Annotated in this window: 16 protein-coding genes; 4 read left to right on the forward strand and 12 right to left on the reverse strand. The window is 54.9% G+C overall.

Annotated elements, in window-relative coordinates; genetic code table 11:
- Nucleotides 1-94 precede the first annotated feature (94 nt).
- Nucleotides 95-1,909, forward strand: a complete 1,815-nt coding sequence (gene uvrC, locus J4D99_RS00985; RefSeq protein ID WP_208129825.1) for an excinuclease ABC subunit UvrC — start codon at nt 95-97, stop codon at nt 1,907-1,909.
- A gap of 72 nt (nt 1,910-1,981) precedes the next feature.
- On the opposite strand, the gene porN is transcribed toward uvrC, so the two are convergent.
- The 10 genes from porN to lipB form a co-directional block, all read right to left on the reverse strand.
- Nucleotides 1,982-2,986, reverse strand: a complete 1,005-nt coding sequence (porN, locus tag J4D99_RS00990; protein ID WP_208129826.1) for a type IX secretion system ring subunit PorN/GldN — start codon at nt 2,984-2,986, stop codon at nt 1,982-1,984.
- A 37-nt stretch (nt 2,987-3,023) separates the two neighbouring features.
- On the reverse strand, nt 3,024-4,607 hold the full coding sequence (gene porM / locus J4D99_RS00995) for a type IX secretion system motor protein PorM/GldM (protein ID WP_208129827.1): 1,584 nt from the start codon (nt 4,605-4,607) through the stop codon (nt 3,024-3,026).
- Between the two features lie 58 nt (nt 4,608-4,665).
- The gene (porL, locus tag J4D99_RS01000; protein WP_208129828.1) at nt 4,666-5,478 is read right to left on the reverse strand and encodes a type IX secretion system motor protein PorL/GldL; all 813 of its coding nucleotides are present in this window, start codon (nt 5,476-5,478) and stop codon (nt 4,666-4,668) included.
- A 66-nt stretch (nt 5,479-5,544) separates the two neighbouring features.
- Nucleotides 5,545-6,561: a T9SS ring complex lipoprotein PorK/GldK gene (gene porK, locus J4D99_RS01005; RefSeq protein ID WP_208129829.1), complete on the reverse strand. Its 1,017-nt coding sequence runs from the start codon at nt 6,559-6,561 to the stop codon at nt 5,545-5,547.
- 231 nt (nt 6,562-6,792) lie between these two features.
- Entirely contained in the window at nt 6,793-7,812 is a 1,020-nt protein-coding gene (locus J4D99_RS01010) for a PorP/SprF family type IX secretion system membrane protein (RefSeq protein ID WP_208129830.1), read from the reverse strand.
- A 160-nt stretch (nt 7,813-7,972) separates the two neighbouring features.
- Entirely contained in the window at nt 7,973-8,800 is an 828-nt protein-coding gene (locus tag J4D99_RS01015; protein ID WP_208129831.1) for a uroporphyrinogen-III synthase, read from the reverse strand.
- A gap of 73 nt (nt 8,801-8,873) precedes the next feature.
- Entirely contained in the window at nt 8,874-10,019 is a 1,146-nt protein-coding gene (locus tag J4D99_RS01020) for a DUF4271 domain-containing protein (RefSeq protein WP_208129832.1), read from the reverse strand.
- 81 nt (nt 10,020-10,100) lie between these two features.
- A complete protein-coding gene (locus J4D99_RS01025; RefSeq protein WP_236018449.1) occupies nt 10,101-11,207 on the reverse strand; it encodes an MraY family glycosyltransferase in 1,107 nt (368 codons plus the stop codon).
- A 50-nt stretch (nt 11,208-11,257) separates the two neighbouring features.
- Nucleotides 11,258-11,680: a hypothetical protein gene (locus J4D99_RS01030; protein WP_208129833.1), complete on the reverse strand. Its 423-nt coding sequence runs from the start codon at nt 11,678-11,680 to the stop codon at nt 11,258-11,260.
- Nucleotides 11,677-12,522, reverse strand: coding sequence for a lipoyl(octanoyl) transferase LipB (gene lipB, locus J4D99_RS01035; protein ID WP_208129834.1), 846 nt, complete (start codon nt 12,520-12,522; stop codon nt 11,677-11,679). Before lipB ends, J4D99_RS01030 begins: the two co-directional genes overlap by 4 nt.
- Nucleotides 12,523-12,666: 144 nt before the next feature.
- Between lipB and J4D99_RS01040 the strand changes: the two genes are divergently transcribed.
- Nucleotides 12,667-13,026 (forward strand): YraN family protein, encoded by a 360-nt coding sequence (locus J4D99_RS01040; protein ID WP_208129835.1) that lies wholly within the window; start codon nt 12,667-12,669, stop codon nt 13,024-13,026.
- Nucleotides 13,027-13,032: 6 nt separating this feature from the next.
- Here the strand turns inward: J4D99_RS01040 and J4D99_RS01045 are convergent, their stop codons facing one another.
- Together J4D99_RS01045 and J4D99_RS01050 are read right to left on the reverse strand one after the other, a co-directional pair.
- Nucleotides 13,033-14,157, reverse strand: coding sequence for a toxin-antitoxin system YwqK family antitoxin (locus J4D99_RS01045; protein WP_208129836.1), 1,125 nt, complete (start codon nt 14,155-14,157; stop codon nt 13,033-13,035).
- Nucleotides 14,158-14,257: 100 nt separating this feature from the next.
- Nucleotides 14,258-15,082: a cyanophycinase gene (locus tag J4D99_RS01050; protein WP_208129837.1), complete on the reverse strand. Its 825-nt coding sequence runs from the start codon at nt 15,080-15,082 to the stop codon at nt 14,258-14,260.
- Between the two features lie 160 nt (nt 15,083-15,242).
- Between J4D99_RS01050 and mgtE the strand changes: the two genes are divergently transcribed.
- Both mgtE and J4D99_RS01060 read left to right on the forward strand, forming a co-directional pair.
- Nucleotides 15,243-16,625, forward strand: coding sequence for a magnesium transporter (gene mgtE, locus J4D99_RS01055; RefSeq protein ID WP_208129838.1), 1,383 nt, complete (start codon nt 15,243-15,245; stop codon nt 16,623-16,625).
- A gap of 243 nt (nt 16,626-16,868) precedes the next feature.
- The gene (locus J4D99_RS01060) at nt 16,869-17,579 is read left to right on the forward strand and encodes a hypothetical protein (protein ID WP_208129839.1); all 711 of its coding nucleotides are present in this window, start codon (nt 16,869-16,871) and stop codon (nt 17,577-17,579) included.
- Nucleotides 17,580-17,704 lie beyond the last annotated feature (125 nt).

The following is a 17,704-nucleotide window of genomic DNA, read 5'->3' on the forward strand; positions in this document are numbered from 1 at the left end:
TGTTACACTATCCCCATCCGCGCACCTCCGCGTCTCCCACTGCGTACCTCAGCGGTAACTTCCCGTACCGCTAGTCTGACTAATCTGCCTCCCTATGCCGGCCAAACCTGAACTACAAGAACAGATAAATCGCCTACCCCACCAGCCCGGCGTGTACCGCTATTTCGACGACGAAGGCATCATCTACGTGGGCAAGGCCGTGGACCTGCGCAAGCGCGTGAGCAGCTACTTCACCAAGCAGGACCATAATAAGAAAACCCAGCAGCTCGTCAAAAACATCAAGCGCATCGAGTTCACCATTGTCAACTCGGAGTCAGATGCTTTTTTGCTCGAAAACAACCTCATCAAGCAGCACCAGCCCAAGTACAACATCCTGCTCAAGGATGGGAAAACCTACCCCTACTTGCTACTAACCAAGGAGCGCTTTCCACGCCTCATCCCTACGCGCAACAAGCAGCCCGGCGATGGCCAGTACTTTGGCCCCTATGCCAACCAGGGCGGCCTCAACGTGCTGCTAGAGCTTATCCGGGCTTTATACCCACTACGCACATGTACTTACAACCTGAGCCCCGAAAACGTGGCCGCGGACAAGTTTAAGGTATGCTTGGAGTACCACATTGGCAATTGCAAGGGTCCCTGCGAAGCTAAGGAAGATGAGGCCACGTACAACCAATATATCCAGCAAATTCGCCAGATACTGGGCGGCGACTTGCGCTTACCCAAGCAGTATTTCCGCGAGAAGATGACCGCGGCGGCGCAAGAAATGCAGTACGAGCTAGCCCACCAGTTCAAGCAAAAGCTCGACAAGCTCGACGACTTCCAAGCCAAGAGCACTATTGTCAACGCCTCGCTCACCAATATCGACGTATTCGCCATCGCTTCAAATGAAAAGTCGGCCTTCGTCAACTACTTCAAGGTGATGAACGGCAGCATCATCCTTACCCAAAACCTCGAACTAACCAAAAAGCTTGATGAAACAGACGCCGAAATTCTGGTTCCACTCATCATGCAGCTGCGCCAGGAGTTTGAAAGCGAGGCGAAGGAAATCTTAAGCAATGTGCCCGTGGAAAACTTACCGCTGCCCGGCGTCACGTTCACGGTGCCCCAGATAGGTGATAAGCGCAAGCTATTGGAGCTTAGCATTAAGAACGTACTCTATGCCCGCAAGGAAAAGGAGAGCATGAATGAGAAGAGCAAGGATGTGAATGAGGTACGCATCATGGAGCAGATTAAGAAAGACCTGCACCTGAAAGAGCTACCCAAGCACATCGAGTGCTTCGACAACTCCAACTTTCAGGGCGACAACCCGGTGTCGGCAATGGTCTGTTTCCGCAATGCACGGCCTAGCAAAAAGGATTATCGCCACTACCACGTGAAGACGGTAGTAGGCCCCAATGACTTTGATACCATGTACGAAGTCATCACACGCCGCTATCGCCGCTTGGTAGATGAAGGTGCTAGCCTCCCCCAACTCGTGATTGTAGACGGCGGTAAGGGCCAGCTCAGCATGGCCGTGAAAGCACTGAAGGACCTCAACTTATGGGGCCAAATCCCGGTAATCGGCATTGCCAAGCGCCTCGAAGAAATATACGTTCCCAACGACCCACTACCTCTCTATATCGATAAAAAGAGTGAGAGCCTGCGCCTCTTCCAGCGCATGCGCGATGAGGTGCACCGCTTTGGCATCACTTTCCACCGCAACACCCGCGACGCTGCTACGCTTAAAACGGAGCTTACCGATGTCAAAGGGCTAGGCCCCGTCACGGCTGATAAGCTCCTGAGTAAGTTCAAGTCTGTGAAGAAAATAAAGGAGTTAACCGAAGCCGAACTAGTGACCGAAGTAGGTAAAGCCAAAGCCAAAGTATTGTTAAACTATTTTAATCAGCAAGAAGCTTCTCCTACAGAATAGCAGGCCTACTCCAACAAAAAAGCCCGTGCTGTACAGCACGGGCTTTTTTGTTGGAGTAGGCCTAGCGGTGGCTTAGAAGCTCCACAGGCTGTATTCATACTCTATGAGGTCAGCAGCAGTTTGCTGGGCAGCCAGTAGGCCATTGCGCTCACTGCCGTACTGCGTAGCTAGGTCATCACCAGCCGGGTTTGACACTTTCACGATGTACGAGTTGAACAGCCACAACTCAAACGCATCGGCTAGATTCTTGTGCTGCGCGTCGTTCTGCGTATTAAACCAGATGGCTTGCTGCGGATTGTTGCGGAACACCTTTACCAAGTCAGAATACTTGAACGTGGCAATATTTTTCTCAAGGCCCGACGTGTTAGTAGAGAGCGTCGACGGTAGCTTTAGCGATATCGTCTTAATCTGGTGATACATCCGCGAGCGCTTCTTGTCGAAAATCATCTCCTCCGTCAACTCCATCTGGTAGATGTCCTTCGGGCGGTATTCGGCTGAAGTAGCGGGCGGAGGCGGCGGTGCAGCGGCTACCGTCGAAGTTCGTACTGTACGATACACATACTTGCCGTTCTTCTTTACTGGCTTACCGTTTTTATCTAGAACCTTCTCGCGGCGGGCGCTTGAAGCAGGCGGAGTAGAAGCAACTGGGGCGCCCCAGCCATCATTAGCCGGAGCTGCTTTCTTTGTGCTCTTAGGGGCAGGGGTACTGCCCCAATCACCACCGTCAGCATCGGGGCTGATAGGAGCCTCGATAGCATACGACATGTTAGATGACATCTCCTTCGGAGTGAAGGTGGAAGTCACCGAGTCATTCTTATAAGCAGTTAATTCTCCACGCCTTACAGCATCTATAATAACCCGGCTGATTTCCTTACCGTCCGAAAACATGGGGCGGTTCTGCTTCTCACGCAGGTCAATGGCCCGCGTGATAGTTTTGCGAAACATTTGGTCCGAAACCGGAATCTGCCGGATGGCCCCCGTCGTCACGGTTGAGGTGGCCTGTTCCTGCGCTCGGCCCGCCAAGGCGGCTAGCAGGGCCGCAGCGGTAATAGGCAACGCCTTGAAATAGCGGGTCATAATAGAATTTTTAAAGCTAACGAATTATGTAATTACCTTATTGCAGCGGAATATTGAACGTGCGAGTCATGTTCACGTCCTCAACTTGGTTCTGGAAATTCATGCGTTGTACTGCCTGTACCTCCAAGAACAAACGGTCGCCTTCCTTATAAGCGTTCACCATGTCGCTGAAGTCGCCCTGAGCACCATTAATGGTTTTCGGACCGATTACCGGCCGCTTGCCACGAGCCAATACGGCCGTGAAGCGCGATACACGATACCGGGCATCTTCGGGCAGGAAGGTCTGAAAGCCAGGGTCCGGAATGGCACGCAAGGTGATAGACCGAATTGCCGTGCCTGGAGTTCCTTGCTTTTCATTAGCTTCGCTGCCACCAGCATAGCACTTGATAGTCGGGTTCGGAATCGGACGAACTTTAAAGGTTTGCGAGCCGATAGCATTGCCACCGCTGCTTACGTTCAAGGTTACTTCACGTGAATTAGGCACTAGCGTAACCTCACCCTTCTGGCCCGTGATAACTGAAGCGCCCGAAGCAGAGAAGCTTGGCTGGTACTGGGCACCGAGAGCCGGCACCTGCACGCTCAGTTTGTTGCCGCACTTGTAGTACAGAGCCTGTACCGAAGCCGACTGAATCTGCATCACCGGTTTGGTGATAGTGTAAGGAACTACTACTTTAAAAGTAGTATCACGACCATTCTGGTTAATACGGATGGTACCCGTCCAGCTAGCCTTGGCATTGCCTGAAGCATCGAAGTTACCCGGACGCGCCGTAAACTCGATTTTGCCGTGGTTGGTCTTAGGGTCAACAGTCAGCGCGCTGCCGTTGTACGTCATGTTCTGCTTCAGACCGCTAGCAGCAGCCGTCAGGAACAGCTCTGCTTTGTACTTAGTGCCAGCTGCTACCGTGTTTGACTCTGCCGAAGCGAAGGCTCCTAGTTTATCGAATACAATAGTTTTAGCACCTACTTTTTCGGCCTGCTTTTGGAGCGCGTCAGCTTCGTATTTCAGCACTTCCGTTTCCTTCTGGCTTAATACTGCTAGGGCAGCTACCAGCGGGGTGTTCTCGAAGTTAAGCTCAGCGAAGTTTTTGTTCTTCTGCTCAGGGTCGGTTACGCGTGGGTCTACCTTTGCATCGAGTGCTAGCGGCGAAGCGCCAGGTACAAACTGACCGATATAAGACGAGTAGTCATTGAGCGTTTTTTGCATCGGGTAGGCTAGGCCGTTCCGAGTGCCGCCGAGCATGGTGATAGCCACCTTGTCTTCCGCGCTCATGTTTTTGTATTCGTTCTTACCCTTATCATTTTCGGTTGCTGTCACGAGCTTCTCGCGCACACCAGCTAGGTAAGCCAGTACTTCCTTCGTCTTGCTGCGAATTTCTTCGCTTTGCTTCAATACAGCTTGGTCAGCCGCCTGATTGCGGTTCTTAGCCACAGCTTCCTGAATACCTTTTACAGTACCATCGGCAGCCTTATCCGTCTTGGCATTAACGTCAGTCAGGCTGTCGTCAATAAATTTAAATTTCAGCAGAATCGCTGAGTTAACTTGAAGCGCCAGCAGAGCGGTCAGCACGAGATACATCATGCCAATCATCTTCTGCCGCGGTGTTTCTTTTCCGCCTGCCATCTGCTAGAGATATTGCTAAATTATGTGGTAGAATAAGCGATTAATACAGGTAGCTAGATTAGCTAGCGGCACCAGCACGCATGGCATTCAGCATGTTGCCATACACCCGGTTAAGCGACGATAGGTTGCCAGTGAGGTCGGCTACCTGATGCTGCAGGCTTTCGGTGTCTTTGCCAGCCTGCACCATGTTCTCCATAGCTTTGCCAAGCGTACCGTAGAACTGGTTCATCGACTTGAGGTGCGTGTTAGCATCCTGCAATTCCATCTCGTAAACTGCATTCAGCGCACCGAGATTCTTGGTCACATTCTGCACCTGCAGGTGGTACTCTTTGGCATCGCCCGTAGCATTCGAAAGCGACGTAATAGCGTCTACCGTGTTAGCATAAGCCTTGTTAATACCGTCGAGCGACTGAGCAGCTGTGCGCACTTTCTGCGTGTACTCATCGGTCACGTTGGTAGCTTCGCCAAGCTGGCCTAGCTGCGCGGTAGTAGCGCTGAGGCGATTCAAACCTTGGCCCAGATTAGCAAGTGCCTCGGGCGTAACGTTAGCGTTTTTCAACATATCGTCCAGCTTGCCAGTCAGGCCGTTAGGAGCAGGAGCCTTATCGCGGAAACGGTTATCGTTGGTCGACGGGTCATATCCTTCGCTTAGCTCGGGATATACCAGCGACCAATCAGTTTCGGCCTGATGAGGCTGGAATGCGCTTAAGAAGAAGATAACAGCCTCTGTGCCTAGGCCAACCATGAGCATAACGTCGGCACCTTTCCAGTGCAGAATTTTAAAGAGTGCACCGATGATAACAACTGCTGCGCCAATGCCATATACTTTCGGCATTACATCGTCGTAGAGGAAATTTTTCTTAACGGCCATTTTGGGTAAAAGCTAAGAAGCTTAATTAAAAAAGAGAAAGATGAAGTGGACTACTACTAAGGAAGACTAGTTAAGACGGCGGTTGGTACCCATGCCAATTTGAATCATGGAGCAACGGAAGCCAATATATGAACGCGCCGAATCCTGATATTCAAAATTGCGTGTACCCGTTTCGAGGTAGTACTGAATGTCTTTCCAAGAGCCACCGCGCACTACTTTGCGAGGCTCATTGTCATCCGGGTTAGTTGGGTTCAAGTCCCATACTACCGGTACTGAAGCCTCCATGTAGGCATCATCGCACCATTCCGAAACGTTACCAGCCATATCGTACAGGCCAAAGTCGTTGGGGAAATAAGAGCCCACTTCTGAGGTGTATGCATAACCATCGGAAGCGTAGTCGCCCCGGCCGGGCTTAAAGTTAGCTAGCATGCAGCCTTTCGTGTTGCGCACATAAGGCCCGCCCCAGGGGAAGGTAGCACCCTCGCGACCGCCGCGGGCGGCGTATTCCCACTCAGCCTCCGAAGGCAGGCGGAAGTTAGGGTACGGGGCATCGCCGGTTTCCTCGGCAGTCGTGTTCTTGTACTTGGTGCGCCAGTTGCAGAAATAGCGAGCAGCAAACCAGTCAACCCCTACCACGGGGTAGTCATCAAAGGCCGGATGCGAATAGTAATATTCCAGGAGAGGGTCACCCATATGGTAGGTAAAGTCACGCACCCAAACAGTAGTATCCGGATAAAGCTCAGTTTTGATATAATCCTCTCCTAATGCTTCTACCGAATCTTGCATAATAGCGTTCACGAACTGACGGTATTTGTTGTTCGTGATTTCAGTTTCGTCCATGTAAAAGCCGGCAATTGTTACCTGCTTGTTCATGTTCACCATCGAAGCCGCAATATCTTGGTCAGTCTGGCCCATGTGGAATGTGCCACCTGGGCAAGGCACCATGCCAAAGGGTACCTCTTGCGGATTGAAGATAGGCCGGTCGTCGGTACCAACTAGGTCGCCCTGGAAGTTTTTAGTAAAACAGCCACCCAGAAATACCCCCGATAAGGCGAGTAGGGGTAATACCAGAAATTTTTTCATAATAGGAAGAAAGAACTAATTTATAATCAGGCTGCGATTGGGGCAAATTGTGTAATTACTGGCAAATCTACATTATCCAAAGTAGCCGCACAATACAAAAAACACGTGTAAAGCAGCTTATTCGCTAAGTGGGCAAAAAAACTCGTTTAATGACCCTAAAATCCTAAGTTAGATACAATATAAGTTGCAACTAATGCAGCTTACGACTGTAAAAATTCCCTCTTAACTGGGCTAGTAGCTGTAGCGAGGGGTGCGAATAGCAGGGCGAACAAGCGGCACTGATTTAGGCAAACGCAGAGAAAGCATTATTTCGTGAGAGCTAAAGGCGCGAGCTGCTTGATTGAAGGCAATGAAATCGAAAGCGTAGCCGATGCGGTAGCGATTATCGGGACCGAAACCGTAGCCTACTAGGCCCGAAATCGATTCGTCGTAGCGATAGTTCAGCCCAGCCCAAAATTGGTCATTCCAGGTTGCGCGTATGCCTCCTTCAAAGGAGTAGTTGTGCTGATTATCATATTTAGTAGCGTCGCCATAGTTGCCTGGTAATACAGTCTTTACCAAGACCATTGGTGTCACGGTAACGCTAGAGGAAGCTTCGATATTGTATCCGGCTGTCAGATAGGCGTGGTTCTCGCCTAACACTTGAGAGGTATTCTGGTACCCCAAAATTTTACCGCTAGCGTCACGAATGGCGCTTTGCAACGTGTAGGTCTGCCGAAATAAATTATTTAGGCTGAGGCCAACGTAGAATTTGGGAGCCTCATACCAGAGCCCGGCTCCCGCATCAAACTTATGGTCAGAGCCACTTTCTGGAACGAAGGGGTCGTTTGGGTCATTTGGCCGGTAGCTACCTTTATTCAGAAACGTAAATATACCTTGAATACCGATACCCAACTTGCCGCGGCCGAGCTTGATATGCTGCGAGTAAGAAAAAGCCGTATTGGTCACCTTCGATTGCCCTGCCCGGTCATAGTACACTACTAACCCTACACCGCCATTCAGAGGCAGAATGGGCACCGAGGCCGACACTAGACCTGTACGTGGCGAGCCGTTTTCATCACCCAGCGAATTGCTCAGGTTTAGATACTGATAACGCCCGATAATATTGACCTCCGTTTGGCCCTTAATTCCGGCATAAGCTGGGTTTAAGTACATGCCATTGAGGCCGTAGTGCGTGAACTGCGGCTGTTGTTGGGCGAGCGCTGGCACAGCCCCCACCGCTAGCAGCGTGGCAAGTACAATTCCTTTCATATGGAGCTACGAAGAAAGGGGACGAGAGAAGAGTAGAGGAGCAGGTAGCATACGCAACCTACGTTCAAATGTAACCGATAACCGACCCCGAAAAGCTCCCTGCCAAGAAAAGAAACGACCGGCCGAAGCAGAGAATCGGCCGGTCGGAGGATGAGGTCGGCTAGTGACTGGCTGACTTGTCTTTGCCTGTCAGCGCACCCGATTGCGCTGCATGCTGCCGGATATATGCTTCAATGGCACCGGTCATCGATGGCGCGTTGGGCATAGGCGCCTCTATATCAAGTATTAAGTTGGCATCGCGCACGGCCTTGGCGGTAGTGGGGCCGAAGGCAGCGATGCGGGTGCCATCTTGCGTAAAATCAGGAAAATTGACGAACAGCGAACTGATGCCCGAAGGACTAAAAAAGGCTAGGCAATCGTATTTCACTTCGGCCAGGTCGGACAGGTCGCTAGCCACCGTGCGGTAAATCACGGCCTCGGTGAACTTAAGATTGTTAGCCCGCATGAACTCCGGGAGGTCATCCTTACGAATGTCGGAACACGGGTAAAGAAACTTCTCACCCTTGTGCTTTTTGATAACCTCAAATAGGTCGGCCGCTGTGCGCTGCCCTACAAAAAGCTTGCGCTTGCGCAGCACAATGTATTTCTGCAGGTAGTTGGCGGTCTGCTCTGAAATACAGAAGTACTTCATTTCGGCAGGCATCTCTAGCTTGGCTTCCTGGCAAATACGGAAGAAGTGGTCGACAGCGTTGCGGCTAGTGAAGATGACGGCCGTATGCTCGAGAATGTTGACCTTGTCCTTGCGGAACTCCTTATAAGGCACGCCCTGCACGTCAATAAACTCCCGAAAGTCCACGCGGATACCGTATTTCTCTGCCAACAAAGAGTAGGGTGAAACGTCGTTGGTAGGTTTAGGCTGGGTAACCAGGATGCTACGAATGGGCTTGGCGTGCCGGTCCGAACCCGGTTGTGCTGCGCTCTCGGCCATAGAAAGAAAAAATGGTAACGCTAGAACTATAGGAGAAATGTAAGCCGTGCTTTAGTAAAGAGCCCGACGCTGCTTAGGCAGAATAAGTAAACACAATGAGTTTCAATAATACTGCCAGGGGCAGTACTTCGGTAGCACAAAGGTACGCGAACAAATGAAGATTCAGTAAGGAGGCGCGCTGATGCAGGGTTCGGGCTACGCGCAGTACAGTGGCCGTAAGCAGTAGCAGCACGCAGCCATTGGCCAGTCCAACAATGCCAGGCCAACGTGCGTTCAATCCGAGGTATAGCAAGAGTACTACAGGCAGCAGCAGCCCTAGCATCAATGTGGTGCGCAAAAATTCCCGGTAATGCAGATTTACCAGCAGGCGTAGGTCGAAGATGTAGCTGAGCAACTCGACCAGCAAGTACTTGCCTAGCACAAAACTCAGGATTAGCCCGGTGTATACAAAGACGCGGGCCACGATAGCCGACTCAGGCACGTCAAATACCTGCTGAAATAAGGGCAAGCTGCTAAAGTCGGTATGCAGGGCCGTGAGCAGCAGGGCTAGTGATAAAGAAAATAGTAGCACCAAGCCCATATTGAGCCAGGTGAAAGCAGGACGCGTCAGAAAATTTTGGGGGTCGTTGGCACTACCAAACAACTCATTTACTTGTAAAATACGGGCTAGCCCGGCCGGATAGGCACTGCGCACCACCCCGTATAACAAACCCAATACCAGCAGAAATAAGAGTAGCGCACTGGTACCCTGGCCTGCTGGCAGGCGCAGCTGTAAGGGAGACAGTGGAGTTGCGTGAGCTACCGCGGCTGCTACCGGCTGCGCCGGGCGGCCCACCTCGGCACTAAATGAGCTGAGCACCGGATAGCCGTCGGGCTGCCATACAGCTAGTAAGTGAGACTGCCCTAGCCGGGCGGGAGGCACCACAGCGGCTAAGTCGAGGCTGAACCGCCCGGCCCGCTGAGCAGTAAACTGCAACTGGTTATCCAGAAAAATGCTGAGCCCCGGCGCGGCGGCAAATGAGAGCACAAAGGGCTGACGGGGTCGAAAGCGAACCCACTGGTAGTAGGCGTGTGCCGGCGCATGATAGCCGGGCAAATACAGAATGAGACGATTACTGACCGCATCATGTAGCAGCCACTCATCGGGGGCTAGGCCAGTGGCGGCGGCGGGTGGCAATGGCTGATACTCGGCCGCGTAGCCTCGAGGTGGTCGCCCCAAAGCCAGTACCAACCAAGCCAGTAGCCCTGCCCAGTGGCGATACATACGAAAACTACCTGCCATCGCAGCCGTGGTCAAGCATCAGGAGGAAGCAACCTGCCGGCGCGCTGCCCGGCTTTGGTACACGCCTAAAAACACGCTCAGCACCACGCCAAACAGCACCAGAATCCCGATGAGTGGCAGGTTGCCCAGCGAGTAAAAGTTAATCACAAACAACACCACTACGATGTTGAGCAAACCCAGCAGCAGCACCGTACTAATTTGGGGGAAACCCATAGCCATAATGCGGTGATGAACGTGGTTTTTATCGGGCGAGAAGGGCGAGCGGCCGGCCGCCATACGCAGAATGAATACGCGTAGTGTATCGAAAAGCGGCACAAACAGTACGCCCAGCGTGACGGCGGGCGCCACATTGCCGAAAGGCTGCCCCGTGCGGTTGCCCAGCTCAATAAACTGAATAGCCAGAATTGACACAATAAATCCGCATACCAGCGAGCCCGTGTCGCCCATAAAAACACTGGCTTTGTGAAAGTTGTAGCGCAAGAAGCCTAGCATACCACCAATCAGGCACACGGCCACGAAGGCATAATTGCTAAAAGCCGGCCCGCCGTAGCGGTAGAAATAATACCCAAAGGTGCCCGTAAGGATAAGCACAATGGTGCCGGCTAGCCCATCAAGGCCATCGATAAGGTTGATGGCGTTGGTGATGCCGATAATCATTACGAAGGTGAAGGCATAGCTCATCCCCACCGGCAAGGTATAAATGCCCAGAATGCCCTGAAAGCTCGTTACACGCACATCAGCCATTATCATAACTACGCCGCTGGCCAGCAGTTGGCCCACAAACTTCTTAGCTACTGAAATAGTCACCAAGTCGTCCTTCAGGCCCACAAAGAAGAGGATGATGCAGCCCGCCAGCAGTTCTTTCACGCCATTGTTGAGCGGGGCAAAAATGGTAAGCGCCGACATAAAGCCCGCAAATACGGCTACCCCCCCTAGCCGCGGAGTGAGCGATTGGTGCACCGTGCGGCCGTTAGGAGTATCGAGCAGGTTTTTGAGGTGCGCAATGTGCACGATGGAAGGCACGGCAAACATGGACACGAGGAGTGCCCACATGGCGGCTAGCCCCAGATAAACGCTAAAATGGTCGCCGATAATAGGTGTTGTAATTTGTAATATGCTCGTCATCAGAGAGTAACTGGGCAGGATAAATAAAACAGAGAACTTACGAGCACGGGTTAGCTGTGTAGCACGCCGGGCCGCCCGCCCAGCAGCGCCAGTGGGCTAAGATTGGCCGGCACAATGGCGTCGGGCACAAATAGAAACTTCTTGTCAAAGATTCGCCCATCCTGGTAATAACTCACCCAATACTGGTTGGTAAGGTGAAAAACGGCGGGGTCAATCAGCTCAACTGGGGTGGCCGAGCGGGGCGCCACGTGGTTGAAGCGGTAGCGCAAGGTGGAAGTGCGCACGGCTTCGCCAGTGGGCTGGGTGCCGTAGCCTTCGGCGGCGATGAGCACCGTATCGAGGGCCGTATCATTATCGTTCAGTAAATAAACCGTCCAAGTGGACTCGCCGTTGGTGCCGGGTGCACCTTCGGCATCGGGCACAATGGCAATCGAGACGCCCTGTACCGGGTCGAAAGGAATATCCTGCTTCATGAGGCGAGGGGCAAGGGGCTAGCTGCCGGCGTAGGCATGGAAATGACGTGTGCATCGAACTGCTCCAGCAAGGCTGCCAGCAGGCGCTCCTGCACCTCCTCAACGGGTACCGCACGGCCGAGCTCGGCTTGCAGCGAGGTCACGGCCTTATCCGTAATGCCGCAGGGCACAATGTAGCCGAAGTAAGAAAGGTCCGTATTAACGTTAAGCGCCAGGCCGTGGAGCGTAACCCAGCGGCTGCAGCGCACGCCCATGGCGCATATTTTGCGCGGGTCAGGGGCGCCTTCTTCCCAGCCCAGCCACACGCCGGTGAGGCCGGCAATGCGGCCGGCGTGCAGCCCATAGGTGGCTAGGGTCTGAATAACCGCTTCTTCGAGCGCCCGCAGGTACCAGTGGATATCGGGGCGAAAGTTTTCGAGGTCGAGCAGCGGGTAGGCTACCAGCTGGCCGGGGCCGTGAAAAGTAATGTCGCCGCCCCGGTTGATGCGGTGAAACGTGGCGCCGTGGGCAGCTAGGGCCTCCTCATCGAGCAGCAGGTGCTCGGGCTTGCCACTCTTGCCCAGCGTGTAGGTGGGCGGGTGCTGGCAAAACAGCAAGTGGTTGGGCGTGGGTTGCGGAGCTTGGCCGGCGGCTTCGGCCTGGCGGTTGTGCGCCTTAATAGCCAACGTGTCGGCTAGCAGGTGCTCCTGGAGGTCCCAGGTGGGCACATAGGGCACCAGCCCGAGCCGCTGCACTTGTAAGCCGCGCTGCACAGCTGCTTCTAGGGGCTTGGCGGACGGCGCGGCAGGAGCCGTTTCGGCTACCGGAGCAATGGGGGCCACGCAGGCCGAGTAGATATCCATCGGAAGGGCAGAAAAAGACGGGCTGGGAAGGCAAAGTTACTTCGCATCAAATGGTTTAGCTTGCGCTGCTGCTAAAGCCACCGCCGCTACCGCGCAGCTTAGGAGGCGCTACATCAAACGCAATCAGCACTTAAACAAATACTTATGCCAACTAAAGCGCACGCGCTAGGGCAAGCTGGCGAAGCTGCTGCCGCCGACTTTTATCGGCAAGCTGGCTATGAGGTGCTAGCCCTGGGCTACCGCCACGGCCGGGCCGAGGTAGACCTGGTAGTGCGCCACGGCACGGCCCTGCTGGTATTTGTAGAAGTAAAGACGCGCTCGGGCAGCCAGTACGGCCCACCCGAAACCTTTGTTTCGGACCGTAAAAAGGAGCTGTTCCGCCTCGCTGCTACGCACTTGCAAGAAGAATTGGACTGGCGTGGCGATATCCGCTTTGACATCCTGGCCGTGACGCAGCTACGCACTGGCTTTCGGCTCGAAGTGTTTGAAGATGCCTTTTACTAGTCGCGGCTAGGGGGTAGTAGTACCGGCGGCCGGCACTGTGCCAGTAGGCGTAGCAGGCACGGCGGGCGGCGTGGCTACGGGCGGGTGGTAGCCCGGGCGGCGGTCTTGCGCTTTGCGCACGGGCGGGCGGGGCACCGGCGCGCCGTGGTTGCCCGGCCGGCGCGCGTCTTTCACAGGGGCGGCATCGGGGTCAGCTTCGCCGCGCTTGTCGATGTTTTTCTCCTTATCGTAGATGATGGAGCCGCCGCGGCTGTACTCGCGCACCAGCTCGGGCTCTTCTACCTCGGGCTCGTAGCCGCTCTCGCCGTACTGAAACACGTAGTGCGGGTACTTTTTGTAGTCGCCAAAGTTGGTCCACTCCCCCACCCGGCGGCCGTTTTCGAAGTGTCCACTCCACTCGCGGCGGCCATCGTTGCGAAACTTCACATAGTCGCCTTCCAGCTTGCCGTTCACGTAGGGCACTACTTCTTTCAGCATAGTCTGGCCCGCGTCGTAGTAGCTGATGTTGGCATCGCGCGGAAAGCCCATTTCGTAGTGGGTCTTGGCTGTGAGGTTACCCTTCACATCAAATTTTTCCCAGCGCAGGTGGCGGGTGCCGTTAGCAAAGTAGCCGGTTTCAAGCACTTGGTTATTCTGCGTCTTTTTATAAGGTCCATGCAGCACCTTATCGGTCGAGGCATCGAGTTCGCCAGTGGCTTTAAAAATCTTGTGCTTGCGTGGGCTGTAGTAGTAGGCAGCCGGCGCCATGGGGTTGGGCTGCTTAAAAGTCTTGAGGTAATAGAACACCTCAATAGTCTGGTTGCGGCCCTTGGGGCCCGACTTTACATAAGCCTTCTTGATGCGCTCGCCCAGAAATATCTTTTTCTTGATGGGCTTTTTGCGCTGGGCCGCTTTTTCGGCATCCTTTGCCGCCTTCTCCTCGGCCTTGGTGAGCACGGCTTTCTTACCTGCGGTGCTGAGCTTGGGCGCCCCTTTGCGGGCAGTGGTCGTGAGCGTATCGCCGGGCGTACCCAGGCTAGCCACCGCCATATCACCGGGGCGCGAGTTGAACGAAACCGTTTTGCGGGTGCAAGCCACTGCCAGCAGGGCTAGCAGCCCCAGCACGTGCGCCCGCCTACGAAGCAATGACATGGCAATGAGTACGGAGATTATTCGGCAGCCCAACGCAAAAGTATTCAGTTTTGGTGCCCGGCTGGGCAACGGGTGAGGGGCTGAAGGAACGTAACATCATTCACCCCTTCGCGCCTTCACCCATTGCAACTGTGTCGCCCTTCACCAGCAGGCTTACCTGGAAGCCCTGGCCGCTGATGGGCTGGCCCGTTTGCTGGCTAGCGTAGTTGCTGGCCGAGAGGTGGCGCCCATCTACGAGCACTACCACTTCTTCGCCAAATACTTCGGGGGCCTGGCCCGGGCGGAAGATGACGCCTGTTTCTTCGCTCAGGCCTAGGCCTAGCAGCGTGGGGTGGGCTAGCACGGCGTGCAGCAGGCGCGGGTAGCGGGCCCGCTCGGCAAAATGCTGGTCTATTAATAAATTAGGCAGGATGGCTAGCCCCGGAATAACCTCGATGCCGCCAGCTAGCAGGCTGCGCCAGCCCCGGCCGGCCACCAGCATCTGGCCACCCAGCGCCGAGGCCCCCGCGCTGGTGCCCGCCAGGATAAAGCCGGCCTCGTGCTGGCAGCGGCGCCGCAGCACCTCCAAAAACTCGGTACCCAGCAGCTGCTCGGTCAGGCGCTCTTGGTCGCCGCCGGTAACGAACACGAGCGCGGCGGCCCGCAGGCGGGCTAGCGTGGCCGGCGCGTCGGCGGGGTGCGCCTCATCTACCTGCAGGTGGCCTACGTGGGGGCAGCCCAGCTTGTGCAGCACGCGGGCATAGGCGGCGTGGGTGCGCTCGGGCTCGTGGGCCGTGGCGGTGGTAAGTATTTCGATAGAAGCCCGGCGGGTGGGCAGCAGGTCGGCCAGCAGGGCTAGCGTGGGGTCGTCGTAGCCACCACCCAGCACCACTAGGGTGCCCTGAAGCGTAGCGGGGGCGGCGAGCGAGAAGGGAACGGAAGACAAAACGACGAACGAAGGCAGGTACAAGAGCGAAGTACGCCAAAAATGCCGGCCGGGCTGCCAACCTAGCGCTAGCTGAAGCGTAATTTTGCCGCGCAACTACTACTTGCCTAGCGAAACAACTGCCTGCCCAACTTCTCCATCCGATTTTTCAGCTCTGCCTATGACCGCGCCCGAAACCGTGGACCACATCACGACACTCATTCAAGAGGGCGAGTTTTTTAAGCTGAAAAAACTATTGCGCACCTTCCAGCCGAGCGAGCTGGTCGAGCTCATTGAGAACGAAGAAGAGCGCGAGCAGCTCATTATTTTCCGGCTGCTGCCGCTCGAGCTGGCCACGGCCGTGTTTGAGTATCTCGACCTGGAGGTGCAGCGCCACTTTCTCGAAAACCTGGCCCAGGATAAGGTGACCGACATCCTTAACGAGATGTCGCCCGATGACCGCACGGCCCTGCTCGAATTTCTGCCCGCCAACTTTGTGGCCGAACTGGTGCAAAACCTCTCGGAGCCCGAGCGCCGCGTTACGCTGCAGCTGCTCGGCTACCCCGAGTACTCGGTAGGCCGCCTGATGACGCCCGACTACATTGCCATTCGCGAGAACTGGACGGTGCAGCAAGTGCTCGACTTCGTGCGCCAGCACGGCGGGCAGTCCGAAACCCTGAACATGCTCTACGTGACGGATGCGCGGGGCAAGCTCATCGACGACATTCGCATCCGGGAATTCTTGCTGGCGGCGCCCACCACGCGGGTGCGCGACCTCATGGACCACCGCTTTGTGCAGCTCTCGGCGGGCCAGGACCAGGAAGAAGCCATTGATGTGTTTCGGCGCAACGACCGCGTGGCCCTGCCCGTGGTGAGCCCCGACCAGGGCATCTTGCTCGGCATCGTAACGCTCGACGACATCCTGAGCATTCGGGAGGAAGAAGACACCGAGGACATCCAGAAATTTGGCGGCTCCGAAGCGCTCGACGAGCCCTACATGACCACGCCGCTGCTACGCCTGGTGCAGAAGCGCGCCGGCTGGCTGGTGGTGCTGTTTCTGGGTGAGCTGCTCACGGCCTCGGCCATGCAGTTTTTCGAAGGCGAGCTGCAGAAGGCCATTGTGCTGGTGCAGTTTATTCCCTTGATTATCAGCTCGGGCGGCAATTCGGGCTCACAGGCCACTTCGCTCATTATCCGGGCTATGGCGCTGGGCGAGTTTACCCTGAGCGAGTGGTGGCGGGTGCTGCGCCGCGAGCTGGCGGGCGGCATTATGCTAGGGGCCATTCTGGGGCTGGCAGGCTTTGGCCGTATTGCTATCTGGCAGATTATCAGGCCTATTTACGGCCCACACTGGCTGCTGGTGGCTACCACGGTGGGCGTGGCCCTAGTGGGCATTGTGCTGTGGGGAAGTATTGCCGGCTCGATGCTGCCGCTCATTTTGCGGCGGCTAGGCCTCGACCCGGCCACCTCGTCGGCCCCCTTTGTAGCTACGCTTGTGGACGTGACGGGCTTGATTATCTACTTCACCGTGGCGCTGGTGATGCTGCGCGGCACCTTGCTGTAGCGCGGCTCACCGGCTAGCAGCACCGCGTAGTAATACCTGTTTTTAAAACCCCGTATTAATACGCGCAGGCGCCCGGCTCGCCGGTTGTCTCTTTGTAGTTATAAATCCGGCTTCTAAATGGTAGAAGGCTTTTCCAGAAAGCCCCTGTGCACATTGCATAGGGGCTTTTTGGAAAGGGCTATCTTGTAACTTTCCTTATTGCAATAGTTGCCATTCATTTTTCCTTACTCCACTTTTAGTTTCATGTCTGCACAAGATTCACCAGTCGGCATCATCAGCCAACAGGTATTCGACCAGTATTCCAGCAGATGGGTTGAGGTCATTGGCAACAACGACACCTCGCTACTCAACCAATGCTTTCAGGCCAATAGGCAGAAGCTGCCCCACGTTACCTTCCCCGCGCTGCAAATTGCCCGGCTGGTGTCTACGGTAGGAGCTACGCATGTTAAAGCCCGGTTTCTGGTAGCTACCCAAACGCAAGGAGAACTACTATTCCCGCATTTCACGCTGGCCCTATTTGCCACCGACGACCTCAATGCCCGCTTGTCATCCTACTACCTGGCCGATGCTTATTGGGAAACCGACCCTAGCCCGGGAAACGTGGGCGGAGAGGTGCCAAACGTGCTGGTAAACTTCTGGCTGAACAACTGGCTAAACGACAAAGTACTTGGCACCGAGGTAACACAGGCCATGTTTAATAGCCCCTATGGCTTCTTACGCGGCTACACCTTTACTATCGACGACTTTGTTAATCCGCTCTCCCAAGTCAAGAACTTAGAGGATGCTACGCTCCAAATCAGCTTTGGCTTGCACGAATTTTACCGCACCGGCACCGACGGCACCGATGCGCTCAACTACACGTTCGGCCTGGTAGTGCAGTACCTCGATGGCCTGGGCGCGCCCGTTGACGACCCATCGTTTGATATGAGCCAGCCTTGCCCGCCCAACTGCTAAGTTATAAGCGCAGGGGGAAGAGTTGAGGCTAGCGCTCTGGCTCTTACCCGTTTGTTTCCTTTTGATTCCGAACGCGATACCCTTGATGCCTCTACAACTACTTACTTCGTTCCCTTGCTTACGGC

Source organism: Hymenobacter sp. BT559, assembly GCF_017571525.1.
GTDB lineage: Bacteria > Bacteroidota > Bacteroidia > Cytophagales > Hymenobacteraceae > Hymenobacter > Hymenobacter ginsengisoli.